Annotated in this window: 13 protein-coding genes; 9 read left to right on the top strand and 4 right to left on the bottom strand. The window is 43.0% G+C overall.

The features are described from left to right. Complete coding sequence (locus BDE36_RS19825; RefSeq protein ID WP_128768532.1) at positions 1-714, bottom strand: LytR/AlgR family response regulator transcription factor; 714 nt, start codon at positions 712-714, stop codon at positions 1-3. Further along, positions 704-1,810 carry a sensor histidine kinase gene (locus BDE36_RS19830; RefSeq protein WP_141816245.1) on the bottom strand — a complete coding sequence of 369 codons (1,107 nt, stop codon included), beginning with the start codon at positions 1,808-1,810 and terminating at the stop codon, positions 704-706. The genes BDE36_RS19825 and BDE36_RS19830 overlap by 11 nt, the downstream gene beginning before the upstream one ends. 230 nt (positions 1,811-2,040) lie before the next feature. Here BDE36_RS19830 and BDE36_RS19835 point away from each other — a divergent pair, with 230 nt between their 5' ends. From BDE36_RS19835 to BDE36_RS19845, 4 genes are all read left to right on the top strand, one after another. Further along, a complete protein-coding gene (locus BDE36_RS19835; RefSeq protein WP_128768534.1) occupies positions 2,041-2,352 on the top strand; it encodes a hypothetical protein in 312 nt (103 codons plus the stop codon). Between the two features lie 259 nt (positions 2,353-2,611). Continuing rightward, the gene (locus tag BDE36_RS23825; protein WP_161973378.1) at positions 2,612-2,764 is read left to right on the top strand and encodes a hypothetical protein; all 153 of its coding nucleotides are present in this window, start codon (positions 2,612-2,614) and stop codon (positions 2,762-2,764) included. 180 nt (positions 2,765-2,944) lie between these two features. After that, the gene (locus BDE36_RS19840; protein ID WP_141816246.1) at positions 2,945-3,922 is read left to right on the top strand and encodes a type I phosphomannose isomerase catalytic subunit; all 978 of its coding nucleotides are present in this window, start codon (positions 2,945-2,947) and stop codon (positions 3,920-3,922) included. A 141-nt stretch (positions 3,923-4,063) separates the two neighbouring features. Then, the gene (locus BDE36_RS19845) at positions 4,064-5,941 is read left to right on the top strand and encodes a 7TM diverse intracellular signaling domain-containing protein (protein ID WP_235904530.1); all 1,878 of its coding nucleotides are present in this window, start codon (positions 4,064-4,066) and stop codon (positions 5,939-5,941) included. Positions 5,942-6,244: 303 nt separating this feature from the next. Here the strand turns inward: BDE36_RS19845 and BDE36_RS19850 are convergent, their stop codons facing one another. Both BDE36_RS19850 and BDE36_RS19855 read right to left on the bottom strand, forming a co-directional pair. Then, positions 6,245-7,144 carry an IS3 family transposase gene (locus tag BDE36_RS19850; RefSeq protein ID WP_141813453.1) on the bottom strand — a complete coding sequence of 300 codons (900 nt, stop codon included), beginning with the start codon at positions 7,142-7,144 and terminating at the stop codon, positions 6,245-6,247. Continuing rightward, the gene (locus tag BDE36_RS19855; RefSeq protein ID WP_141813452.1) at positions 7,141-7,692 is read right to left on the bottom strand and encodes a hypothetical protein; all 552 of its coding nucleotides are present in this window, start codon (positions 7,690-7,692) and stop codon (positions 7,141-7,143) included. Before BDE36_RS19855 ends, BDE36_RS19850 begins: the two co-directional genes overlap by 4 nt. A gap of 438 nt (positions 7,693-8,130) precedes the next feature. Between BDE36_RS19855 and BDE36_RS19860 the strand changes: the two genes are divergently transcribed. The 5 genes from BDE36_RS19860 to bglX all read left to right on the top strand — a co-directional run bounded on the left by BDE36_RS19860 (position 8,131) and on the right by bglX (position 17,708). Then, positions 8,131-11,037, top strand: a complete 2,907-nt coding sequence (locus BDE36_RS19860) for a SusC/RagA family TonB-linked outer membrane protein (RefSeq protein WP_141816247.1) — start codon at positions 8,131-8,133, stop codon at positions 11,035-11,037. A 16-nt stretch (positions 11,038-11,053) separates the two neighbouring features. Next, entirely contained in the window at positions 11,054-12,457 is a 1,404-nt protein-coding gene (locus BDE36_RS19865; RefSeq protein ID WP_141816248.1) for a RagB/SusD family nutrient uptake outer membrane protein, read from the top strand. A gap of 72 nt (positions 12,458-12,529) precedes the next feature. After that, a complete protein-coding gene (locus BDE36_RS19870; protein ID WP_141816249.1) occupies positions 12,530-13,975 on the top strand; it encodes a glycoside hydrolase family 30 protein in 1,446 nt (481 codons plus the stop codon). Positions 13,976-13,989: 14 nt separating this feature from the next. Continuing rightward, entirely contained in the window at positions 13,990-15,450 is a 1,461-nt protein-coding gene (locus BDE36_RS19875; protein ID WP_128768540.1) for a glycoside hydrolase family 30 protein, read from the top strand. A gap of 17 nt (positions 15,451-15,467) precedes the next feature. Next, positions 15,468-17,708 (top strand): beta-glucosidase BglX, encoded by a 2,241-nt coding sequence (gene bglX / locus BDE36_RS19880; RefSeq protein WP_141816250.1) that lies wholly within the window; start codon positions 15,468-15,470, stop codon positions 17,706-17,708. The last annotated feature ends 47 nt before the right edge of the window (positions 17,709-17,755 follow it).

Genomic DNA, 17,755 nt, shown 5'->3' on the forward strand with positions numbered 1-17,755 from the left:
TTAGAAATTCACTCTTAATCTGCGTTGAACTTCATTCTTATAATTTCGACCTACCGGCAATTCTTTTCCACCTATTTCAACAGCATACGAATAATAGCTTGTAACTTTAGGAACGGATACAATAAAAGAACGATGGATCCTTACAAACTGCGGTGGGAGCAGTTCTTCCAGCACGCTGATCTTTTGTTTTGTTATATAGCTCTTGTCTTCTAAAACTACTTTCACATAGTCTTTCAAGCTTTCGATCCAGAGTATATCTCCTACATTTATCTTAATTGTTTTCCGGTCAACTTTAAGATACATAAAGATCTCTTTATCCACAGAAGGCTCTGCCGTAAAACTAAGCCCCGATTTCATTTCATATAGCTTCAATACTTTATCGATTGCCCTCAGAAAACGGTCGAATGATACAGGTTTTACAAGATAATCAACAGCGGCAAGATCAAATCCTTCGAGCGCATATTCTGGATAGGCCGTTGTAAAGATCACATGAGGAGGCCTGTTCAAGCTCCGCAAAAAATCGGTCCCTTTTAAAGCAGGCATTTGTATATCAAGAAACATCAGATCAATTTGCTTCTGCCTCAAAACCTGGTATGCTTCTATAGCTGTCGTGCAGGAGGATACGATTTCAATATTCTGAAAGTTCTCAAGGTAGTTTTTTATTACCTCTATTGCCTGCGGTTCGTCATCAACTATTAAGACTTTAAGATTCATACCTTAAGGGATTGCTTCGTTTAAGATTTAGTTCAAGGACCGCCAAAAAGAGCTCCCCCTCATCAAATAACTTCAGCTTATACGCATCAGGATATAAGAGTTCAAGTCGTTTTTTTACATTTTTCAGCCCTATGCTACCCTCTGAAGGATCAGCAGGATGTTCCGCAGGTTCAGGCTTACTATTGGATACTTTCAGCTTAAGACGTCGATTTTGCAGCTGAAGATCTATATTTATCCAGCAATTACCCACCTGTTCGCTCGTGCCATGCTTAAATGCATTCTCGACAAAGGGAAGGATCAGCAGAGGCGAAATTTCAATATTATCATAATCGCCATTTACACTAAACTGAACGTCGAGGCGTTCACCATACCTTATTTTCTCCAGCTCAATATAGGCCGAGATCATCTGAACTTCCTTTTGCAATTCTATACGGTCGGTATTGCATTCGTACAGCATGTAACGGAGTATCCCAGATAGTTTTAGCACCATCTGGGGAGACTGGTCAGAACCGCTCAGAGTTAAACCATACAGATTATTAAGAGTGTTGAATAAGAAATGTGGATGAATCTGGCCTTTTAGAAAATTGAGTTCCGCTTCAAGGGCAGCGTTACGCCGCTCAAGCAGCAATTTAAATAATTTAATAGCAAGGCCAAACCAAAGTATGAAATTCACTCCTTTTAGTGCGCCAAAAAAAGCGTTTGGATAGAGTACTTTATCCCAAAAACCTTTTACACCTTCATCATACCATACTGCATAACTTCCGTATAATCTGACAAGATAAGGTTCTACAAATAACACATCGACAAATCGGGTTAGATAAATCGCAGCGAAGAACACTATCGAGAAAAGTACAAAAAAATACACGTATCTCCGTTTCAGCAAAAATTGCGGAATCAGCCAGCCTGAAAGCGTATAAAAATACACAACATGTACAGGAATATAGAAGAAGTTATTTCTTGCAGCCGCACTATATGTAGTTTTGCTGTAGCCATACACGAGGACCATTATAACGTAGGCCGCTATCCAAAACAATATATGCTGCGTTAAACGGCTTATCCTGAGTCCGCCCAGATAAATATCGCCAGAAGGTTGCATGTGCTAAAATACGATGATCTCCGAATTCTTCCTAAAATACGGGCCATTCGGTCGACATATGACTTAAAACATCGACAAACTACGAAATACAATACCCCTGTACAGAAAAAGTGACACCAAATTCCGTTCGTATTCCGGGTAATGTATTATATCTTTCATTGCCGCTCTTACAGCGTCAGTCTCATTTCCCTGATTTAAGCCTCTTTATCTTCGAACTAAATATTATAACAATGAAAGCGACAATAACAGCATTCCTGATGATTATTATATGGTCATCGGGAAAAGCCCAAACGAATCCTGCTGCAAGCAAAGGATTTTGGGTAATAGAAGGTAATATTAAAGAAAAGAAAACACAGCTTGTTAAGTTCTATGATTCAGATCATCGGTTAATTTATGAGGAAAAAATAGAAGGGAAGCGCATCCGATATGAGAAACCCCGGACTCAAAAGAAACTCAATGAGGTATTACAGGCAGTTTTAGAGACTAAAGACACTTTACATTCGAAAAGCCTCCTGGCGAAACACTTCAAAAGTCCTGTTTGATTAGATGAGGATGCGGCTACGGCCGCACCTCTATTGTAAGGATACCATTTAATTGTAGCTTATGCTGGGCATAATAGCGCCTGTATGAACAAAAACCTGAACAGGTATTTTTACATTTTTCATTGGGTTAAATACGAAAAAGCATTGCCAAAGCACCACAACACCCTTCCTGTCAAACTTTTACAACCACCACCAAAACAACGATTTCTTCATGGCATGACTTTAGCGTATTACCATGTGTAAACAAATCAGTGCTATTATGAAAAAGAATATTGACATCATAGAAATCAACAAGCTGACACAGAATACCGACAAACTACTTATGCAGATGCTGAGAGCCGACTTAAAGACCTTTCGGGGAAGAAAATCCGGCAACGCAGAATTACCTGGGAGAAACCAGCAGGCTGCCTAGGAATACTATAAAACTACATCTATCTATGAACGGGGGAGCTTTAACAGCCTCCCCTTTTTATTGCTATTTGTGCCATCCTTACCTCTACTAAATCGATTAACCTACCTCCTGCTTAAGCAGAAAAATCAACCAACTATTCAACAAATTACTTATACTTGCAGGGTATAATCTAAGAATACCATGGCGAAACTCTATCCCTTCAAATTCAAAACTATCTTTAAAGATAAAATCTGGGGTGGCGAAAAGATCAGAACCTATCTTGGCAAAGACTTTTCTCCCCTTCCTAACTGCGGTGAAACCTGGGAAATATCAGGTGTAAAAAGCGATGTTTCTGTTGTTAAAAATGGTGAGCTGGAAGGACAAAGCCTTGCCACTCTCCTTGAAACATATAAAGAAGAGCTAGTTGGGAAAGCAGTATATGAACGTTTCGGCAATGAATTTCCATTATTGATAAAATTTATTGACGCTAACGACGATCTCTCCATCCAGGTCCACCCCGATGACGAGCTTGCCCGCAAACGCCACAATTCTTTTGGCAAAACAGAAATGTGGTACGTTATAGAAGCAGATCCCGGAGCTACGCTTATATCCGGCTTCAATCAGCCGGTAGACGAGGCGAAGTACCTTGAAAAGTTCAACAGCGGCAGGCTTACCGATATCCTGAATAAAGAAACAGCAGAAGCCGGAGATGTGTTCTTCCTTCCTGCAGGACGGGTTCATACGATTGGAAAAGGTCTTCTTATTGCCGAGATACAACAAACCTCCGATATCACTTACCGCATTTACGATTTCGACAGGGTTGATGATAAGGGTAACAAGCGTGAGCTGCACACAGAGGAAGCTCTGGCTGCCATAGATTATAATTTTTATGATCAGTATAAATCACCTTACGACAAGAAAAAGAACGAGCCTGTTGAAGTGGTAACATGTCCTTATTTCACAACCAACATTCTTGATTTCAGTCAGTCTGTTTCCCGTGATTATAGCTCACATGATTCATTTGTTATCCATGTGTGTGTACAGGGTTCGTATACACTTAATTACGGCGATGAAAAGCTAAATGTACATATGGGCGATTGCATTCTTCTTCCTGCGACAATAGAAAAGGTATCATTAGAAACCTCTTCAGGGTTTAAGATCCTGGAAAGCTATATTTAAGTTTTTCCCTAAAAAGACAACTGGCATTACTTATGGCACACTGCTAAAGTAATGTCAGTTACCAGTAATTATTATTACACCTTTTTCTCGCAACTCAACAAAAATTGCGAAATTGGCTACCCTTAAATTTAACCTGAATTGTTGGGACGGTCAATATATCTCTTTTTATTTCTGATTTTTTTTACCGCCGGAGTTTTCCCGGCTTCAGCACAAAAAGCTGTATCCTTAGATGCTGGCATAGATCAGCATATTTTCGAATTCGGTGAGATAGAAGCCTTCGAAGACACTTCGGCAAAACTAACCTTTAACGAAGTTCAAAGGAAGCCTTTTACTCCAAGCACCACAAGTACCCCCCAGACTACCAAACTCAAATCAGCTTACTGGTTCAGGATTAAAATCAGTAACACCTCGAACGTTAAAAAGCGGTTCCTTCTGGAGTTCTTTGATCAGACGATTGACGAAATAACGGCATATATACCAGACGACTCCGGAAAGTACACATCCAAAATTCTAGGCGACAACTACAGATTCCATCAACGGGAAATCATTCATAAGAATTTTGAGTTGCCCATTGAAAATTTACAAGGAGAAAGCGCCTATTATTTTAGGGTCAAATCATGGCAAAGGGCGGACGTGATCATCGTTCTCCGCTCTGTAAACTGGTTCATTCATTACGCCCTCGACGAGTATTTTTCATTTGGGATATTCTACGGAATGATCCTGGTGTTTAGCTTTTATAATCTCCTGATGTTTTTTGCCATGAGGCAAAAGCAGTATTTATACTACGTTCTTTACATATTGAGTATCGGATTCTATGAAATGTCTACAGATGGGATCGCTTATCAGTATCTGTGGTCAAAATACCCCCAGTGGAACCAATATGCGTTTGGCGTGGCTTTATTCTTTGTAAGCATTTTCTCTCTTCTTTTCACAAAAGAACTGCTATACGTTAAAGCAAAAGCTCCGGCACTAAACAAACTGCTGAATATCCTGATAGCTGCAGCCTGTATCTATTTCATTGCCGGAATGTTCGTCTACAGGCCACTGTTTAATTATAAGTTCTTCGAATTTATACCCCTATCGGCAGCATTCTTCACTGGGATTTATATTCTTAGGAGAGGCTACCGTCCGGCACGCTTCTTCGTACTGGGTTATGGATTTCTTTTCCTCGGTTTCTCTCTTAAATTACTTATTCTGATTAGCGATGGCACTCTGAATTTTGGCGTTCTGAGTTATTACAGTCTCAGTCTGTGTTTTATCCTTGAGATGATTTTACTGTCGTTCGCAATAGGTGATAAAGTGCGTCTCCTTAAACATAAAAAGGAAAAAGCTCAGCGCAGGATAATGGTCCAGATGAAGGAGAATGCGAGGCTGAAGGATCATATTAATAAAGAACTTGAATCGCAGGTACAGCAACGAACGAAAGAGGTGATCGAAAAATCGTCTATCATTGAAGACCAAAACGAAGAGCTAAAGGCGGTAAATGCCATATTGAAAGAACAGGCTGAAGAGATTTCCCGGATGAACGTTCTCCTGGAGCAGGACAATATGGAGCTGCAAACCAACATTGAAAAAGTGAGCCGTGCGCGGGTGATGTCGGCAGAGGTCAACTTTGAAGAATTCAGCAAAATATATCCGGATAATGAATCATGTTACCAGTTTCTGGCCGAACTGAAGTGGGAAAAAGGATATATATGCAGTAAATGCGGAAGTACACACTATTTCCAGGGACATTTGCCCTACAGCCGCAGATGCAGCAAATGCAGTTATGAAGAATCGGTGACCACCAATACGATTTTGCACAACACGCGGATACCCATAAATAAAGCCTTTTACATGATCTTCCTTGTTTACTCCACTAAGGGTAAGATTTCATCGCACAAGCTTTCTGAGATAGTTGCCATCAGGCAAAGCACATGCTGGGCTTATAGCACCAGGATTAAGAAAGTTATGGAAGACCGGAAAAAAGATTTGAAAAACGCAGGAGAAAAAGGCTGGAGCAAACTCGTGCTCGACTGAGTAGCGTGTATCTGAAACGCTTCTTATTACCACCCCGGTTTTCTTTTAATCTGCCACTCAACGTCGCTTCTTCGACGTTTTTTCGTCACGCTGACGAACACGAGACGAACAGCTGACGAACAACTGTAAAGCAACTGACGAACAACTGTAAAGGAATTGACGAGCAATCGACAAGGAGTTGACGAACAGTGTCTTGTCCTGAAATAGCTATACAGGTTAATGAATAAATCCTGAATTAATTATACACTTCGATTTGTTATTCCTGTTTCGATTATACACTGCAATTTGTTAATCCTGTTTGAACTATACAAGGACAAGTCCCTCCTTTTTTGATTTTTTATTTTTCCAGCGTTTCATCAAGACCCCTGCCCGTAAATGCGCCTGCTCAGGGGTTAGGTAATCACAACTGGCATGAGGTCTTACCTCATTATATGCCCGGATGCTTTCGGCGATCTTTGTTTTGGTGTCCTCAAAGCCGAGTCCTGAGTGATGCAGATTGAATTCTTCTTTGAGAATCCCGTTCACCCGTTCAGCCAGTGCATTTTCATAGGGATCGCCATTTTCGGTCATACTGATGGCAATCCTGCTGCCCAGTAAAACCTCTACATACTCTTTGCTGCAATACTGGGATCCCCGGTCGGAATGATGGATCAGTTCATCCTGATAGATCCGCTGGTCCAGGGCCATTCGCAGTGCTTCTACACATCCTTCCGCGCTGAGATCTTTATGAAAGCAGTAACCCATGATCTTGCGGGAGTAAGCATCCGTCACCAGGCTGAGATAACCCCATCCGCTGTTCATGCGGATATAAGTAATGTCACTCACCCATACCTGCTCGGGACGGTTAACCCTCAATTCTCTCACCAGATTGGCATATTTATGCATCCAATGGCGCGAATCGGTCGTCACTACCCGCCTCTTTCTGCGACGGATATCCAGTCCGTGCTCCCGCATCAGATCAAATAAATAGTCCCGCCCGATCCGGATGCCATGCTCTGCCAGCATGGGAGCGAGCATGTAATGTAATTTCAGGGTACCTGTCCGCGGAAGGCCCTGACGGATCTGATGGACATGCTGAAGGGTGATCTCCTCTTTTAATCCAATATCCTCATAGCGCCACTGGTGGTCATACCAGGCATGGCGGCTCTTGCCAAACAATCTGCACAGCGTCTTTATTCCCATTCGGGGCTCCTCCTGTTTCATTTTGGTGACTGTTTGGCTCCAGACTTTTTTCGGATATCGATTTTAAGCTGTTCTTCGGCTATATCGATCATCGTCTCCAGGGCCCGGATCTTTAACTGTGCCTCTGCCAGTTGTTCCGCCAACCTCTTGACCTGGCCTGACGAATCTCCTTTTGGTTCCTTCTCTTCTGATTTCACGGGTGCTATTTGACGCCTAAGTTCGGCATTTTCTGCTTTCTGTTGTCTTAGCCAGCCGGCTACTACTGTTTTGCTCCTTATTCCAAAAGCTATACATGCTTCCCGAACCGACATCCCTGACTCCACGGCCCGCAGCACTGACCGTTTCTCCGAGGGACTATACCTCCGGTTTTGCCCTGCATGATACGCCTCTGATCCATACCGGCTCATCCAATTGGTCAAGGTCGATTCATGCATCCCGTACTGACTCCGTATCTCCCGACGGGGTACGCCTGATTCGATCATTTCGACTATTGTCTCAATTTCTCGCTTGTCAAAGGGAACATTCTTATTCTCCCTTGTTGACTTTTTTCCTCCTCTTTTTGTTTCCATACACTTCTTGTTGGGTGTATAGCTTTTTTAGGAATGGACACAGCTAACGAGCGAAAAGCGAGTTAGGAACGAATGAAAAACGAGCGGAAAACAAACATCTAACGAAGCGTGTCTTGTCCTGCCTTCAGCAGAAGCGTATTTCTCATTGACACCCGGCTCTATGGTCTTTTTTCAAAAAAAGACAGTCGGTAAAGAACCGTATCAGCACCCCGCCCTTCGTCTGAAAAAAACCTGTATATATAGCTTGATTATCAGCAGATAAGCCATTAAACTGTACAGGTACCGAAGCGTATCACTTTACACGCAAATACCTGCAAATCAAATATTTACAAAAAATATTTTACCGAAAACTCTTGGAAGTATGCAATAAAAGCCGATAACTTTGCTTAACCAATTATTGAGGTAAGAAGACCAGTTCATTTAACTAATTATTTTTTTATGAAAAGAAGATTACTATTACTAATGTCCTTTATTCTGTTGGGATGCATGGCATCATTTGCACAGAATATGACCGTAAAAGGAACGGTTAAGGACCAGAAAGGAGAGCCTCTGCCTGGAGTATCAATAAAGATCAAGGGTACCACTCTTGGGACATCCACAGGCATTAACGGCGACTTTACAATAAGTGCACCCGGCAACGCAGTACTTTCACTGAGCTATGTTGGCTTTAGCCCACAGGAGGTTCCAGTCAACAATCGCGCTCAAATTAACATTACTTTAAAAGATGCAAACACAGAACTAAATGAAGTAGTTGTTGTGGGTTATGGTACTCAAAGGAAAAAAGACATTACAGGCTCTGTAGCCGTGGTGAAGTCTTCTGATTACGAGAACCGGCCAATAGTGAGTGCTGCAGCTGCCTTGCAGGGGCAGGCTGCCGGGGTTACAGTGTCTTCGGCTTCCGGAAAACCTGGCAGCGGATTAGCTATTAGTGTTAGAGGGAATACTTCAATTAATGCAAAAAATAATCCATTGTATGTGGTTGACGGAATTGTTGTAGAAAACATCGATTTTCTAAATCCTCAGGACATCGAAAGCTTTTCCGTATTGAAAGATGCCTCATCTGCCGCCATCTATGGATCGAGCGGAGCTAATGGAGTCGTCCTGCTAACCACCAAAAAGGGAGCAGCGGGTACATCAAAAATAGGGGTCACCGCATATACTGGGTTCTCAAACTTTGCCAAGAAGATTCCGGTACTGAATAATGCCGAATATCTGGCGTTACTTAAGGACTTAGGACAAACTGACCCTAATATAGCCACAACTGACTGGCAGGATGAAGTTTTTGGAACGGGAAAAGACCATAATATCCAGCTCGCTGTGTCGGGCGGTGCCGAAAACAACCGCTACTACGTTTCCGGAGGTTATCAAAAGCAACAGGGAGTGGTAGCTCCGGCTGATTACGACAGGTATTCCTTAAGGATGAACTTTAATAATAAGCCCAAGAAATGGGTAGATCTTGCTACTAATTTATCTTTTAACCGTTCTGAGTTTGTCGACATTACGGATAATGCAGGCGTTGCCAGAGGTGGTACCATCCTCTCTGCACTGACCTCTCCTCCAACTATAGGGATATTCACTGCCGACGGGCGTACTTACAGTTCAAATCCCAATCAACCAGGATGGGAAAATCCGATGGCTGCAGCTTTTGGTCCGGATCAAAAAAGTATTGACAACAGGGCACTTGGAAACTTTGCAGCTGATTTCAAAATCTTGCCCGAACTAACCTTCAAGTCGAATTTCGGTGGAGAGTACCAGGGTTCACGGTGGGACTACTTCCTCGATCCATATAAAACGGATTATGGAAGGTCCAATAACGGTTTAGGAAAATCGTCATCAACCAGCAGGTTCGTGTGGCAGTGGGATAATACATTGAATTATTCAAAGATCACAGGCAAGCACAACATCCAGGCCCTAATAGGGCATAGCATGCAGGAGTCGGATTATAAGTACACCTATGATGAGGCAAAAGATTATCCGAACGACGCAGTTCACACTCTGAATGCTGCAAAAACGAAAATTTCTCAAAGCACTACCATGTCTCAGTGGTCCAGGCGCTCATATATAGGGCGGTTAAATTATGCCTACAATGACAAGTATCTCTTAACAACCAACATCCGATACGATGGATCATCAAGATTTCCAAAAGACAATCGCTGGGGCTGGTTTCCTTCTGTAAGTGCAGGCTGGAGAATCAACAACGAAGAATTCCTGAAATCAACAGATATTTTCTATGATTTGAAATTGAGAGCAGGATGGGGAAAAACGGGCAATGATCAAATAGGTGATTACGATTATTTCGCAAAGTTTGATCCTAACGGTACCGGCGGATACAATTTCAATACGCTGCCAAAGGATAATCTAACCTGGGAAAAAACAGATCAAACGAATTTCGGACTTGATGCTAGTATACTTAGGGGGCGTTTAGGAGTCACTCTCGAGTATTATATCAAGAAAACCAACGACTTATTGGTTGATGTAACTCCTCCGCCATCATCAGGCTTTGGGTCTCAGAAATACAATGTGGGATCAATGGAGAACAAAGGTTTTGAAATTACAGTAAATGCTATTCCTGTTGACAGCAAATCCTTCAAATGGGATATTAACGGAAATATTGCATTCAACAAGAATAAGGTCAAAAGCCTTGGAGAATATACGTCAAACTTATTTAAGGGCGACGTTTACGAAAGAGGAAATGTTATAAAAATTGAGCCGGGACATGCTTTAGGTTCATTCTTTGGTTATATCTCAGAAGGTGTAGATCCGCAGACCGGAAACATCATTTACACTGATTTAGATAATAGCGGAAGCATTGATGCAAACGACCGAACCTATATCGGATCAGCACAGCCCGACTTCACTTATGGGTTAACAAACAACCTGAGTTATAAAAACTTCAGCCTGAACGTATTCCTTCAGGGAGTACAGGGGAACGACCTGTTTAATGCGTCAAGGATTGAGCTTGAAGGAATGTACGATGCAAAAAACCAAAGTACCGCTGTTTTGAGAAGATGGACAGAGCAGAACCGCAATACAGATATTCCAAAAGCGGACTATGGTGTAACAAATAACACCCGCGCTTCTTCAAGATTTATTGAGGATGGTTCTTATCTGCGACTGAAATCTGTGACGCTTAATTACAGTTTCAATAAGAGTGTGCTTCAGAAAGCGGGCCTCGGACGTCTGAATGTTTATGTTACTGCACAAAACCTTTTCACAATAACCAACTACAGTGGTTTTGATCCGGAAGTAAGTGTAAATAGTCCAAACGGTCCGGAAATGGGTATTGACTATGGCACTTATCCGCAGGCGCGTTCGTTTATCTTCGGTGTTAATTTAGACTTCTAAGAAAACTATATCCAACATGAAAAAGACAACTATATATATAACAGCAGGTATATTAGCAATTTTTGGCTTTCAGTCCTGCGAGAAAGATTTTTTACAAAAGGATCCGATCAGCAGCGCTTTGCCGGAGCAAATGAACACAGCAGAAGGTTTACTGCAGGGCGCTTATGACAATCTTTATGATGAGTATTATACCATGGACTTCCTGGTTAATTCCGACGTCATGGCCGACAATTGTTATGCGGGCGGTGATAACCCCGGGATGATCAGTATTGATAAATATGATGTCATTTCTACTAATTCTATTCTCACGAGAGACTGGGACTATCTTTATACCGACATCAAAAACTGTAACATCGTGCTAAGTTTCGTTCCGGAGATGAAAGATCCTAATCTGACAGATGAACGCAGAAACGAAATTCTCGGCGAAGCTTCCGCTTTGCGTGCATGGCATTATTTCAATCTGATAAGAACCTGGAAAGAAGTGCCCATTGTTACAACGGTGCCTTCATCGGTTGAAGGAATGTTTGTGTCTAAGAAACCCGCAGAAGATGTGTACGCTCAAATCATCAGTGATTTAGAATTTGCGCTACCTAAAGTTAAAACTACGGGTGCAAATAAAGGCGTTATAACTAAAGGTGTAGTAAATGCGTTACTGGCTAAAGTGTATGCGCAAAAGCCTAACCCCGACTGGGCAAAAGTGGTACAGTATTGCGATGCTGTAAAAGCCCTGGGTTACGACCTTGTACCGGATTATGCAAGTTTGTATCAAACAAGTGGCGAAAATAATGTCGAATCTATCTGGGAAACCCAAAACGATGGTGTAGTTCATCAAAACTGGATTACAGGGATGGTGACACCATGGATGTGGGGAGACTGGAAGAAGTTCGCTATCCCTACCCATAATCTCGTAAAAGCGTTTAACGACGAAGGCGATAATGTGAGAAAAAATGCCAGTATCAGATACGTTAATACCAGCTGGAATGACGACTATTGGACGCAACCGGTTCCTGTTATTAATAAATATCCTGACCCCGACGGCAAAAGCAATACTTACCGGTTAAGATACGCTGACATCGTTTTACTTAAAGCTGAAGCACTTACAGAACTTAATCAACTAAGCGATACAGAAAACGGAGCTCAGTTCTATGTCAATAAGGTAAGGAATCGCGTAGGACTTGCCAAAACAACGGCAACTACACAGGCTGCCCTCCGGCTGGCAATAGAAAAGGAACGGCAACTGGAGCTTGCTTTTGAAGGCCACAGAATGTACGATCTGATAAGGACCAACCGCGCGGTGGCAGTGATGAATGCTCAGAAAGATGGAAATAATAATCCGATTACATATAACGTAACGGATGCAAAACTATATTTCCCTATCTCCCAGAAAGAGGTAGATGCAAATCCGAACATAAATAAATAGAAAATAAACATTACACAACAGCGCCTGGCAACCGGGGTTGTTGTGTAATCATTTTTGATAAATCTAAAATCCATGAGAATCTTCGATCGTTCATCCGCTCTTCTTAACCTGATATTCTTTATTATCCCCTTTGTGAGTTGTTCAGCTAACTCTGATGAACCATCAAAGCCTGATCCTCAACCCTCAGACCATTCTGATATCACGTTCTGGCTTACCAATCCCGATAAGTCGGCTCTGTTTCAGAAGCAAAATATTACTTTGAACTTTGGTAGCAGCACCAATCAGAACCCAATAATAAGTGTGGATGATAGCCAAACCTTCCAAACTATGGATGGATTTGGATATTCGTTAACAGGAGGAAGCGCCATGCACATATACCGCATGGAGAAGAGTGCGCGTGCTGCCCTGCTGGACGAACTCTTTAAAACAGAAGGAAATAATATTGGCGTTTCGTATTTAAGAATTAGCATTGGGGCCTCCGACCTCGACGACCGTACGTTCTCTTATAACGATCTCCCTGCCGGAGAAACCGATCCGGAATTGAAGAAGTTTAGTCTTGCTCCGGACAAGACATATCTTATCCCTCTTTTAAAAGAGATTCTCGCCATTAATCCGGACATAAAAATACTTGGCTCTCCATGGTCGCCTCCTGCCTGGATGAAAACAAACAACAGTCCGAAAGGCGGATCATTAAAACCCGAATGGTACGGTACATACGCTAATTACTTTGTTAAGTACATAGAAGGAATGAAAGCTGAAGGAATCCGTGTTGACGCGATTACTGTTCAGAATGAACCCCTTCATCCGGGTAATAACCCGAGCTTATTGATGGTAGCAGATGCCCAGGCGGAATTTGTAAAAAACCACCTTGGCCCTGCCTTTAAAGGAGCTGGAATAGATACAAAAATCATTATTTACGACCATAACGCCGACAGACCAGACTACCCTATCTCTATTCTGAACGACCCTGAAGCGAAGAAGTATATCGACGGCTCTGCGTTCCACCTTTATGGAGGGAAAATAGAAGCTTTATCAGATGTTCATAGCGCTCATCCGGATAAGAGCCTCTATTTTACAGAGCAATGGATTGGCGCTCCGGGAAACTTTCCCGACAACCTGCAATGGCATACGAGAGAATTGATTATTGGCGCTACACGCAACTGGTGTAAAACCGTGCTCGAATGGAATCTGGCCGCCGATTCAAAATGGGAACCCCATACTGACGGAGGTTGTACAGAATGCCTTGGAGCTCTTACTATCACAGGTAACACGGTAGTACGTAATCCCGCTTATTATATTATAGCACATGCCTCGAAATTTGTAAGACCGGGCTCTGTCAGGATTGGTTCTACCCTTAATGTAAATCTGCCGAACGTAGCGTTTAAAACACCTGCAGGCAATAAAGTGTTGATCGTTTTAAATAACAGCAACGACGATCAACGATTCAATATCCGGTTTGCAGGCAAATCGGTCGGCACATTATTAAAAGCCGGCGCTGTCGGTACTTACATCTGGTAATATTATTAATACGCATGAAAACATACCACTTATTAATTCCGGCAATATTCATGGCGGCTTGTTCGCCGAAGATACCGCAATCCGGCCGGGCTGAGAAGCGCTTTTCGTTGGAGGACAAAACGGTCAGTATTATTACCACGGCCGAAAACACTTCGCTCCGCCTCTCTCCTGCTGGGTCGCTCACCTTTAAAGATTCGCCGCAGCCGCTCGAAACACAGGTTGCTGTGTTCGTAGACCCTAATCATACCTTTCAAAGCATTACAGGTATTGGGGCTGCGTTAACAGATGCATCTGCAGAGGTTTTCGCTAAGCTGTCTAAAGAAAAACAGCAGGAATTCCTTACGGCTTACTATGATAAAGAAAAAGGGATTGGTTATACCCTCGCCCGCACCAATATTAACAGTTGCGATTTCTCGTCGGGAAGTTATACCTATGTTGCTGAAGGAGATAAAGATCTCAAAACATTCAGCATTGATCACGACAAACAGTTTAAGATTCCATTTATCAAAGCAGCAACGCAGGCGGCAGGTGGTAAATTGACATTATTTGTAAGCCCCTGGAGTCCCCCGGCATGGATGAAAACCAATAACAGCATGTTAAAGGGCGGAAAACTGAAGCCTGAATTCAACCAGACGTGGGCTAACTATTACGTTAAGTTCATTAAGGCTTATGAAGCCGAAGGGGTTCCTGTATGGGGGCTATCAGTGCAAAATGAACCAATGGCTACACAAACCTGGGAATCGTGCATATTCACAGCAGAAGAAGAGCGCGATTTTATAAAATCATACCTTGGCCCTACCTTACATAAACAGGGATTAGGGAGTAAAAAGCTGATCGCCTGGGATCACAACCGCGACCTGATCTATCAGCGCGCCAGTACTATCCTGAACGACCCGGAAGCCGCGAAGTATGTCTGGGGAATTGGTTTCCACTGGTACGAAACATGGACGGGCGCTGGAATGAACTTTGAAAACCTGAAAAGGGTTCATGAAGCCTTTCCAGACAAGAACCTGATTTTTACAGAAGGCTGTGTAGAGAAGTTCAGGCTCGACCAGGTAGATGAATGGCGTTTAGGCGAACGTTATGGGACATCCCTCCTCAACGATTTCAACAGCGGAACAACTGCATGGACAGACTGGAACATCCTGCTGGATGAAAAAGGAGGCCCCAATCATGTAGGAAACTTTTGCTTCGCTCCGGTACACGCCGACCTCCCCAACGATAAACTGATTTATACAAATAGCTATTACTATCTTGGACATTTCTCAAAGTTTATACAACCGGGAGCAAAACGAATAATCAGCTCCGCCAGCCGCGATATGCTTCAAACTACGGCCTTCCTGAACCCGGACGGAAAAGTTGTTGTAATTGTATTAAATTTGTCGGACGATAAAATACCTTACCAGCTATGGATAAGCGGGAAAGCTGCTGAAACAAGCAGTCTTCCGCATTCTATAACTACTTTAATATTTTAGTCTTAACCGATATAACCATGTTAAAAAAAATCATTTCCTTCACCCTGATCACATTCTGTTTCTCAATTGCCTATTCACAGAAGAAAAAGAGCCCGACGGCTCCCGGCATTGATGAGAAGGTGGAAGCTCTTCTTCAGAAAATGACCCTCGACGAGAAGATCGGGCAATTAAACCAATACACCGGCGACTGGGAAGCTACGGGGCCTGTAACAAACTCCGGAAATAAACTTGAGGATGTTAAACAGGGAAAAATTGGCTCGATGCTGAATGTTAAGGGAGCAAAACATACAAGAGCGCTGCAGGAAGCTGCTATGCAGTCGCGATTAAAGATTCCTCTTCTTTTCGGGCTGGATGTTATTCACGGATATCGTGTCACATTTCCCATTCCTTTAGCAGAAGCCGCAAGCTGGGATTTAGAAGCTATTGAGAAATCAGCACGTATTGCAGGTACAGAAGCAGCAGCTTCGGGTATCCACTGGACGTTTGCTCCCATGGTAGATATCGCACGCGATCCCCGCTGGGGCCGTGTAATGGAAGGAGCCGGAGAAGACACATACCTTGGTTCACTGATAGCAAAAGCAAGAGTAAAAGGATTCCAGGGAAAAGGGCTTGGAAACCTCGATGCTGTGATGGCCTGTGCGAAACACTTCGCTGCTTACGGAGCTGCTATCGGAGGAAGAGATTACAATAGCGTGGATATGGGTCTTCGTACCCTCTGGGAAGTATACCTACCTCCCTTTAAAGCCGCTGTTGACGCCGGCGCCGCTACGTTTATGAATTCATTCAACGACATTAACGGCATCCCGGCGACAGGGAACAGTTATATCCAAAGAGATATATTGAAAGGAAAATGGGGATTTAAAGGATTTGTAGTGAGCGACTGGGGTTCTATAGGTGAGATGATCCAGCACGGCTATGTAAAAGATAACTATGAAGCTGCCGAAGTGGCAATAAATGCGGGAAGCGACATGGATATGGAAAGCCGCAGCTATATTAATAATCTGGCTAAACTGGTAAAGGAAGGAAAGGTGAAGGAAGAAGTCATTAATGATGCGGTCAGAAGAATCCTCGTTAAAAAGTTCGAACTTGGCTTATTTGATGACCCTTACCGGTTCAGCAACGAACAACGTGAAAAGAAAACATTGAACACGCCTGAATTCCTTGAGGCGGCACGTGATGTGGCAAGAAAAAGCATCGTCCTTCTTAAGAATGAAAAACAGGTGTTACCGCTGTCTAAAGATCTTAAGTCAGTCGCTCTTATTGGTCCGCTTGTAAAAGCAGAAAAGGATATGCAGGGTTTCTGGTCGATTGACTGGGGAAAAGAAGACCATCTGGTTTCTTTATATGAGGGAATGCAGAATCAGGCGGGAAAAGCCAGGCTGCTTTATGCAAAGGGATGTGAAATAAGTGATACTTCGAAAGCAGGCTTCGCAGAAGCTGTAAGCACAGCGCAACAGGCAGATGTAGTGGTGATGGCTATGGGCGAAAAATACGACATGAGCGGCGAAGCCAAAAGCCGTGCAAATATTCACTTACCTGGAAACCAGGAGGAGCTTATTAAGGCCATTCAGGCAACCGGAAAACCGGTAGTGGTGCTGCTGATGGCAGGCCGTCCGTTAGTATTTAACTGGACTGCAGATAACGTTCCCGCTATTGTGTACACGTGGTGGCTCGGGAGCCAGGCAGGAAATGCTATCGCTGATGTACTATACGGCAATTACAATCCGTCGGGAAAACTTCCTATGACCTTCCCGAGATCGGAGGGTCAGATTCCTATTTACTATAACTACTTTAACACTGGAAGACCTGCAAAAGACGATAACGACCTCAACTACCGGTCGGGTTATATCGACATGCAGAAGAGCCCGCGTTATGCTTTTGGCTATGGGCTAAGCTATACCACTTTCGAATATGGCAATTTGAAATTGAGTGATACCAATATCAGTGGAAACAAACCTGTTACTGTATCATTTACACTTAAGAACACAGGCAACGTAGCAGGAGAAGAAGTTGCTCAGCTCTATTTACAGGATATGGTAGCCCGCCCTGTTCGCCCGGTTAAAGAGTTGAAAGACTTCAAAAAAGTAATGCTGAAACCAGGTGAGAGCACAACAATTACCTTTACAATAGACAAGGAAAAACTTTCTTTCTATAATGAAAATTTAGAATGGATCACCCAGCCCGGTGAATTTAAAATAATGATTGGAAGCTCGTCGGACGCTGTTAAGCTTGACGGCAGCTTTACTTTGGTTGATTAGGTTCGGGGGAGGCATCAAGCCTCCCTCTTTTTTTTAATTTCAAGGCG

Source organism: Arcticibacter tournemirensis (genome assembly GCF_006716645.1).
GTDB lineage: Bacteria > Bacteroidota > Bacteroidia > Sphingobacteriales > Sphingobacteriaceae > Arcticibacter > Arcticibacter tournemirensis.

Coding starts and splice junctions, on each gene's coding strand:
- BDE36_RS23825 (WP_161973378.1), top strand. CDS start 2,612: ATGAAAAAGAATATTGACATCATAGAAATCAACAAGCTGACACAGAAT.
- BDE36_RS19835 (WP_128768534.1), top strand. CDS start 2,041: ATGAAAGCGACAATAACAGCATTCCTGATGATTATTATATGGTCATCG.
- BDE36_RS19825 (WP_128768532.1), bottom strand. CDS start 714: ATGAATCTTAAAGTCTTAATAGTTGATGACGAACCGCAGGCAATAGAG.
- BDE36_RS19865 (WP_141816248.1), top strand. CDS start 11,054: ATGAAAAAGACAACTATATATATAACAGCAGGTATATTAGCAATTTTT.
- BDE36_RS19870 (WP_141816249.1), top strand. CDS start 12,530: ATGAGAATCTTCGATCGTTCATCCGCTCTTCTTAACCTGATATTCTTT.
- BDE36_RS19875 (WP_128768540.1), top strand. CDS start 13,990: ATGAAAACATACCACTTATTAATTCCGGCAATATTCATGGCGGCTTGT.
- BDE36_RS19850 (WP_141813453.1), bottom strand. CDS start 7,144: ATGAAACAGGAGGAGCCCCGAATGGGAATAAAGACGCTGTGCAGATTG.
- BDE36_RS19830 (WP_141816245.1), bottom strand. CDS start 1,810: ATGCAACCTTCTGGCGATATTTATCTGGGCGGACTCAGGATAAGCCGT.
- bglX (WP_141816250.1), top strand. CDS start 15,468: ATGTTAAAAAAAATCATTTCCTTCACCCTGATCACATTCTGTTTCTCA.
- BDE36_RS19855 (WP_141813452.1), bottom strand. CDS start 7,692: ATGGAAACAAAAAGAGGAGGAAAAAAGTCAACAAGGGAGAATAAGAAT.
- BDE36_RS19840 (WP_141816246.1), top strand. CDS start 2,945: ATGGCGAAACTCTATCCCTTCAAATTCAAAACTATCTTTAAAGATAAA.
- BDE36_RS19860 (WP_141816247.1), top strand. CDS start 8,131: ATGAAAAGAAGATTACTATTACTAATGTCCTTTATTCTGTTGGGATGC.